Source organism: Pseudanabaena biceps PCC 7429, from assembly GCF_000332215.1.
Taxonomy (GTDB): Bacteria; Cyanobacteriota; Cyanobacteriia; order Pseudanabaenales; family Pseudanabaenaceae; genus Pseudanabaena; species Pseudanabaena biceps.
In genome coordinates this window covers 1-5611 of record NZ_ALWB01000295.1, presented here as the reverse complement: position 1 = coordinate 5611, position 5611 = coordinate 1, and the positions used below count along the sequence as shown (strand labels likewise).

Sequence of the window (5611 nt, the reverse complement as noted above, 5' to 3'; positions counted from 1 at the left end):
GTTGCTTCGCAACGCTTTCAAAAATTTCCTTGGTTTGGGTTTGAGCGCAAAGCGCTGTAGTAGCGCTGGCAGCAAGTTATCCTAAAAACTATCAGGTTTTTCGGTCAGCGCTAAGTATTGTAATATGTGATGATATCGAATCAACGGTAAACGCATAGATTAACTGTGGATTTGAAGACGATCCGTCGGTCATGTTAAGACAATTTGAGGTAATGGCAACGTGGGCATTGTTGTAGAAAATGTAGTTAAGCAGTTTGGTGATTTTTTAGCCCTAGACAATATCAATCTTGAGGTCAAAACTGGTTCATTGGTGGCTCTATTAGGTCCCTCAGGTTCTGGCAAGTCCACTCTATTAAGATTGATTGCAGGCTTAGAGACCCCCGATCGCGGCAAGATTTTTCTGACTGGAAAGGATGCGACCGATCAAGATGTGCGCGATCGCAATATTGGTTTTGTATTCCAGCATTACGCCCTCTTCAAACACATGACCATTCGCAAAAATATTGCCTTTGGACTAGAGATCCGCAAAGAACCCCAAGCCAAAATTGCCGAGCGCGTCGAAGAACTATTGGAATTAATCCAGCTTAAGGGTTTAGGTAATCGCTACCCTTCCCAACTTTCGGGCGGACAGCGCCAAAGAGTTGCCCTCGCTCGCGCCCTCGCCGTCCAGCCCAGCGTTCTACTCCTCGACGAACCCTTTGGCGCACTGGATGCCAAAGTCCGTAAAGAACTGCGGGCTTGGTTGCGTCGCCTCCATGATGAAGTGCATGTTACCAGCGTCTTTGTCACCCACGACCAAGAAGAAGCGATGGAGGTATCGGATGAAATCGTAGTGATGAACAAGGGCAAAATCGAGCAGATCGGTACGCCCGCTGAAGTGTACGACAATCCTGCGACCCCTTTTGTGATGAGTTTTATCGGTCCTGTGAATGTACTGCCCGCCAGTCGCGATCGCACAAAATTCCTGAAAACGGACAATGCTAGTGAAGATGTATATATCCGCCCTCGCGATATTTTGATTGAAACGGAGCCCACCACCACATCCGTCTCCGCAAGGATCGCCAGATTAATTCATCTGGGCTGGGAAGTTCAAGTTGAATTAGCCCTAGGCGATGGACAAATTTTAACTGCCCATATGAGTCGCGAACGTTTTGATGAGTTGAAATTACAACCGCAACAATATGTCCATATTGAGCCAAGGGATGCTAAGTCCTTTCCCCTTGATTACGCTATTTAGTTGCAAATTCTAAATGCTCTCAGAACCCCAAAGATGGCGGCGCTAAGCGCCGCCATCTTTGGGGGTTTATGTCCTAATTAATACCAATTCACGAAAGTGTTGTCACACTTTTGTGAATTACAGCAATTACCGATCAAACGAACCACAAGGAAATTTTTGAAAGCGTTGCAAAGCAACGCTTTCAAAAATTTCCTTGATTTGGGTTTGAGCGCAAAGCGCTGTAAAAACTAAACCTAGTAAAGGTTTGAAAAACTAAAAATGGCGTAGCCATTTTTAGTTTTGGTATAAATGCTTTTATTTTTTTGGGGTGTTAACAACCAAAGCCAAAAAAAATTTGATATAGACTAGGAATTAGATGTTAGTAAAAGAGCTAAAACGATGACTTTAAAATCCATTTCCCTAAACGCTATGGGTATAGTATCGGCTAGCATGATTGGGGCTGCTGGAGCGATCGCGCAAATCAATAATGCACCAACATTAGCCGAGCAAACCCTAAGGGATTCCCAGCAACAGGAAAGAAGCTCTCTGAGCATCGGTGGCAGCAATGTCAACCTATTGCAGCTCATGAACAGCATTAATCTTGCTGGTGGCAAGTCTCCAGAGCAATTCCGTGCCAGCCAATCCGAGTCCTTTGACGAAGCGGTATCGACCTTTAGAAATCAGCAAAAACGTGATGTTCAGATTTCTATCCCTGCCAACCCCAATCAGTCAATTAATAAGTAATACCAATTCACGAAAGTGTGACAACACTTTTGTGAATTAAACACCAAACCCAGTAAGGTTTTGAGATTCCCAAAATGGCAACGCCATTTTGGGCTTTGGTATTACTAGGTTTTTCAAGTTAAGAAATGGCATAGCCATTTCTTAACTTGGTATTACTCAATTCTGGCAGGAATTCCCTGACGGCGCAATTGTTCAATTCTCTGTTGAGCCGCATTGGGGTCACGATAGGAGCCAACCTGTACCTGTCCGTCGCTAGGACGTACATAGGCATCGCGTTCCACTTGTTGAGCGCTAGCGGCATAACTATTTTCGACAACTACGCGATAGCTATTGGATGAGGTTGGTGCATTGGGAGAGCCAGACGATATTGGCGCAGCATACTTCACCGCAGTATTATTGCGCGGCGTAACATAAACTGTAGTATTTGGGGCTGTAGTATTGGGAACAGGTGCGGCAGCAGCATTAGTCTTAGGGACTATCGTGGTATTCGACCTTGGGGAAGATTTCGGGGCAGGTGGCGTATAGGTTGGTGCAGGGCTATTGGTGCGGGCGGGTGGATTGTAGCTATTTTCGAGTGGCGCTAACACCGAAGGTAAGGGGGCAATCGAACTGGAAGATAGGTTTGCTGATGGGACGGTACGTAAGGGTGTACTAGGGACAAAACTATTATTTGGTACAAATAAACTTGATGATTTTGTGGATGAGTTAGTTAATGGATTCTTGGGAGCATTAGTTAAGGGCTTATTTTTGGTCAAGCTATCAATCGTGCGATCGGCTGTAGTCTTATCCCCTGCAAAAGGAACAAAACTTAAGGAATCATTTGCCTTTTGCTGATTTTGCAAATTGATATCGCTGCCTAAGTCTTCTTTCTTAGTTTCGACTTGGGCATTTTTAGGGCGTGCCTCAGGTTTGAAAAGCTTGACTACCCCAGATGGATCGACCATTAAATAGCCGATCGCTGCACTCGAACAGAGCAATAATAATAGGGAGATAATCCCCACAGGATTCATTAAACTGCGGAATGCGCTTTTTTCTTGTGGGGAATTGGGCATAGCATAGGCTGATTCCTGCTCGGCTGCTTCTTGGTAGTAATCAGCATAGTCATTGGCAAAACTTTGCAGAATATCATCATCATCGGGTACGGGCAATTTTGCCATCGTGGGCGAGTTGATGCCGTTTGTCGTGTCAAGCCCGTTAATACCTTGAACATCAGCTATGTTTTGAGCTTGATTTCGAGCTTGATTTTGTTGCTCTAAGCTATCTGGGTCGTAGTCATTATGGAGGTGTTCGAGGTTTTGAAGAGTATCTAAACCTTTAAAATTATGTAACTCAGCCTTGTCTAGATTGATATTAACTGCTGGGGAGTCCGTCCCTAGGGCTGGCATGACTGGCATTTGGATCGTGCGCGGGCGATCGCTAGGGTTATTATCCGTAATGGGGGCGAGTGGAGAAAGCGCGTCGGATAGACTCGGTGATGTCCAGATCGATTGGGTGGAGACAGCACGAGGTTTAAAGGGATTGAGATAGGAGATGGTCTGTCCGTTGGCTATCCAATGGCGATAACGATCTAGCTCATCATTGAGGTTCGCATCCAAACCAGCCAAGGCGGTTTGTAAGACTGAAGCTCTAGCGATCGCTGGCAAAAAATCATTTTCTGCTTCCGCGACCCTTGGGCTGTTTGTTCTGGAAATGGTGGGGGAAATGGTGGGAGAGATGGTGGGACTCAATGTTTGCATAATCTTTACCTCAGGCAGTAACGGGGGTTTGAGCTAGGTAAATGTCTCGGATATCTTCGGGAAGGGCTTCTTCTAAGGCACGGTAGGCGTTTACTAGAAGTTGTTTAACATCACTAGCCGAGATGTTTTCACCTTCAGCATGTAAGTAAGCCGCGATGCGCGTGTGGCTCCACTGAAAAGTTTGAGACAATAATAGTATCAGACGGAGGTTACCAGCCATTTGATTCAGGGCTTGATTGAGGTAACACCAAAATACGGGTGGCGTATCCTTGAGCGAATATTGAATGTCTTCGACAGGAGGTACTTCAGCACGATTAATCATCATGGCTGCAATATTAATTAGCCAGCTTTGCAAGGACAGACGGGGGGTAGTTACCCGCAAGTCTAGTACTCGCATCTCGTGATAGATATATTCCCAAGTCTTTACAAATAAGTAATCTGACTGTACTGGCGATCGCGTTGCCGTGCCAATCAGGGTATACAGCACCTGTCCATAACGACAAAAAATTGCCGCAAAATACTGACCCTCTTCAGGATGTCTTTGAAATAGCGTCACGAGATCGCGATCGCTTTTCTGAAAAAGAGCCTGAATCTTGGGATGATGAATTTCGGGGAGGGGGGGAAGCTGCACGGTCACGGCTATCGCTAGCTCACTTTTTAAGTTTTCAAATTTGATGCACACATACTAGCAGCAAAGTATGATAATGCAACCCGTAGTTCGTACTAATTCAATAAGTAGCTAAGAATCAGAGAGCATACCGCCCGCGTAGCGGGCGGTATGCTCTTCTAGGTTTTAGCTACTTACAGTTTCAATACAGTTTGCGTTTGCATCGTTGAGATTTTGGTATTTTATAGTTGTCGCCAATTGTACTAGGACATAAAACCTAAGAATTGATTGGCGGCGCGGAGCGCCGCCAATTAATTCTTGGGTTTTATGTCCTAAGTCAAGGGACTGAAGCTATATAAAAGCTATACAAAAATGGTAGTGATAAATAGGTACGGATAAAAAATGTCCTACCACATTACATAGCTTCGACACATAGCTTCGACAATGATCATCCTAAATTTCATCCTAAATTTTTCAGCCTAAATTTACAGAGAAGTTTCTATGCTCGCAAGCTTTGAAGGTTTATACCGCAATGGACAGATCGAGATTGCCGATCTCCCCACAGACATATCTGAAGGTACGAGAGTGATTGTGACTTTTCTGAAGTCTAGCGGTGACATTGACTTAGCCTCTCTGGATATTAGTAAGCCCCAAGCACATATTTTGCGATCGAGTCTGATGACCTTTGCTGAAGAGTGGGATAGTCCCGAAATGAGCATCTACGATAACTACCATGCAGCAAAAAAATATTAAGCGTGGTGACGTAGTTCTGCTAGTTTTTCCTAATTCCGATTTGAGTACGGCAAAGATTAGACCTGCTGCGATCGTGCAAGCTAATAATCTCCAAACAGGGCTGCCACAGGTAATCGTGGCGATGATCACTAGTCGTGTGGTCAGAAGTATGCATCCTAGCCGTATCTTGATTCCCTTAAATACGCTCTCTGGGAAGCAATCGGGTTTATTGACGGATTCCGTGGTTATGACTGACAATCTCACCACTGTAAATATTTCGGCTATTTACAGTACGATCGGCTTTCTGCCTACCCTAGAAATCGATCGCGCCTTAAAACATACTCTGGGGATATAATACCAATTGCCAAAATGGCGTTGCCATTTTGGCAATCTCAAAACCTTACGAGAGTTGCTTTTTAATTCATTGAAGTGTTGGCTCACTTCAGTGAATTGGTATTAAGTACCTCAACATAATTAAAATCCAGATCTAAAACCTGCGGCGCTCGCTGCGCGAGCGCCGCAGGTTTTAGGGTTTTATAGCTACTCCCTTCCCAGTGAAAAATTAGACGTTGCGGC

General features: G+C 44.9%; 6 protein-coding genes. 4 read left to right on the top strand and 2 right to left on the bottom strand.

Annotation, left to right across the window (positions count from 1 at the left end; translation table 11 throughout):
* Positions 1-220 precede the first annotated feature (220 nt).
* Together PSE7429_RS21100 and PSE7429_RS21095 are read left to right on the top strand one after the other, a co-directional pair.
* Positions 221-1237, top strand: a complete 1017-nt coding sequence (locus tag PSE7429_RS21100; RefSeq protein ID WP_009629398.1) for a sulfate/molybdate ABC transporter ATP-binding protein — start codon at positions 221-223, stop codon at positions 1235-1237.
* A gap of 378 nt (positions 1238-1615) precedes the next feature.
* Positions 1616-1960 (top strand): hypothetical protein, encoded by a 345-nt coding sequence (locus PSE7429_RS21095; RefSeq protein ID WP_009629397.1) that lies wholly within the window; start codon positions 1616-1618, stop codon positions 1958-1960.
* 152 nt (positions 1961-2112) lie between these two features.
* Here PSE7429_RS21095 and PSE7429_RS21090 read toward each other — a convergent pair whose 3' ends face one another.
* Together PSE7429_RS21090 and PSE7429_RS21085 are read right to left on the bottom strand one after the other, a co-directional pair.
* Positions 2113-3696, bottom strand: coding sequence for an SPOR domain-containing protein (locus PSE7429_RS21090; RefSeq protein ID WP_009629396.1), 1584 nt, complete (start codon positions 3694-3696; stop codon positions 2113-2115).
* Positions 3697-3706: 10 nt separating this feature from the next.
* Positions 3707-4327 (bottom strand): RNA polymerase sigma factor, encoded by a 621-nt coding sequence (locus tag PSE7429_RS21085; RefSeq protein WP_040690017.1) that lies wholly within the window; start codon positions 4325-4327, stop codon positions 3707-3709.
* Between the two features lie 477 nt (positions 4328-4804).
* Here PSE7429_RS21085 and PSE7429_RS21080 point away from each other — a divergent pair, with 477 nt between their 5' ends.
* Both PSE7429_RS21080 and PSE7429_RS21075 read left to right on the top strand, forming a co-directional pair.
* Positions 4805-5056 (top strand): hypothetical protein, encoded by a 252-nt coding sequence (locus tag PSE7429_RS21080; protein WP_009629394.1) that lies wholly within the window; start codon positions 4805-4807, stop codon positions 5054-5056.
* Positions 5037-5390, top strand: coding sequence for a type II toxin-antitoxin system PemK/MazF family toxin (locus tag PSE7429_RS21075; protein WP_009629393.1), 354 nt, complete (start codon positions 5037-5039; stop codon positions 5388-5390). Before PSE7429_RS21080 ends, PSE7429_RS21075 begins: the two co-directional genes overlap by 20 nt.
* The last annotated feature ends 221 nt before the right edge of the window (positions 5391-5611 follow it).